The sequence below is a fragment of the Pseudomonas sp. NBRC 111127 genome (assembly GCF_001320345.1).
GTDB classification, from domain to species: domain Bacteria; phylum Pseudomonadota; class Gammaproteobacteria; order Pseudomonadales; family Pseudomonadaceae; genus Aquipseudomonas; species Aquipseudomonas juntendi.
Map to the genome: position 1 here is coordinate 1 of NZ_BCBD01000310.1, position 1,780 is coordinate 1,780.

The 1,780-nt window shown below is 59.6% G+C and carries 2 protein-coding genes; one reads left to right on the forward strand and one right to left on the reverse strand.

The features are described 5' to 3' along the window. Positions 1-218: YkgJ family cysteine cluster protein (locus APH30_RS27090; protein ID WP_177333807.1), on the forward strand; the 218-nt coding region annotated here is incomplete at its 5' end. 185 nt (positions 219-403) lie between these two features. Here APH30_RS27090 and APH30_RS27095 read toward each other — a convergent pair. Next, the coding region (locus tag APH30_RS27095) for an EF-Tu/IF-2/RF-3 family GTPase (RefSeq protein WP_054914247.1) at positions 404-1,780 on the reverse strand (1,377 nt) is incomplete at its 5' end.

Below are 1,780 nucleotides of genomic sequence, written 5' to 3' on the forward strand. Positions count from 1 at the left end.
CCAAGCGTTTGCAGAAAGAAGGCATCATCGAGCGCTTCAACCAGAAGTCAGGCATCTTCACCCTGACCCGGATGAGCAACGACGACTGCATGTATCTGGATCGTAAAAGCCGCCTGTGCACCATTTATGACAAGCGCCCGGACACCTGCCGCAACCACCCCAAGGTTGGCCCGCGGCCGGGGTATTGTGCGTACAAGCCCAAGGTGGTCGGGCGCTAAGCGTTAGCCGTCAAGGGCCTCTTCGCGGGCTTGCCCGCTCCCACAGGATCTGCGCGATCCTCAAGGCCTGTGCAGTACCTGTGGGAGCGGGCAAGCCCGCGAAAAGGGCCAACGCAAATTCTGCAAGCATAAAAAAACGCCCCCGGCCTTTCGACCGGGGGCGCTTTTATTCAGCCTGAGCTAACTCAGTTCTTGGCTTTCTTGGCAGCGCGGGTGCGCTCGCCTTCGTCCAGGATCTTCTTGCGCAGACGGATCGACTTAGGCGTGACTTCGCACAGCTCGTCGTCCTGGATGAATTCCAGGGCCTGTTCCAGGGTGTGGCGAACAGGCGGTACCAGGGCGATGACTTCGTCTTTGCCCGAAGCACGCATGTTGTCGAGCTTTTTGCCCTTGGTCGGGTTCACGCCCAGGTCGTTGTCACGGCTGTTCAGGCCGATGATCTGACCGTTGTAGATCTCCTGGCCGTGTTCAACGAACAGCTTGCCGCGAGCCTGCAGGGTTTCCAGCGAGTAGGTCAGTGCCTTGCCGGTTTCGACCGACACCAGAACACCGTTCAGGCGGCCAGACATCTGGCCCGACTTCATGGTGTCGTAGCGGTCGAAGATCGAGGTCAGGATGCCTGCACCGTTGGTCAGGGTCAGGAACTGGTTACGGAAGCCGATCAGACCACGGGCTGGAATGTTGTATTCCAGGCGAACACGGCCCTTGCCATCCGGCACCATGTTGGTCAGGTCACCCTTACGCAGGCCCATCTCTTCCATGACCTTGCCCTGGGATTCTTCAGGGATGTCGATGGTGACGTTCTCGAACGGTTCCTGCTTCACGCCGTCGACTTCGCGGATGATCACTTCAGGGCGGCCAACAGCCATCTCGAAGCCTTCACGACGCATGGTTTCGATCAGTACCGACAGGTGCAGCTCGCCACGGCCCGATACCTTGAACTTGTCAGGGGAATCGGTTTCCTGAACGCGCAGGGCCACGTTGTACAGCAGCTCCTTGTCCAGACGGTCCTTGATGTTGCGGCTGGTCACGAACTTGCCTTCTTTACCGCAGAATGGCGAGTCGTTGACCTGGAAGGTCATCGAAACGGTTGGCTCGTCAACGGTCAGCGGCTTCATCGCCTCTACCGCGTCCGGGGCGCACAGGGTGTCGGAGATGAACAGCTCGTCGAAACCGCTGATGCAGACGATGTCGCCAGCCTGGGCTTCTTCGACGTCGACGCGGTGCAGGCCGTGGTGGCCCATCAGTTTCAGGATACGGCCGTTACGCTTCTTGCCGTTGGTGTCGATAGCGACAACCGGGGTGTTCGGCTTGACGCGACCACGGGCGATACGGCCAACGCCGATAACACCGAGGAAGCTGTTGTAGTCCAGTGCGGAGATCTGCATCTGGAACGGGCCGTCACGGTCAACAGACGGTGCTGGTACGTTGTCGACGATCGACTGGTACAGCGCAGTCATGTCTTCGCCCATGGCGGTGTGGTCCAGACCGGCGATGCCGTTCAGGGCCGAGGCGTAGACGACTTTGAAGTCCAGCTGTTCATCGGTGGCACCGAGGTTGTC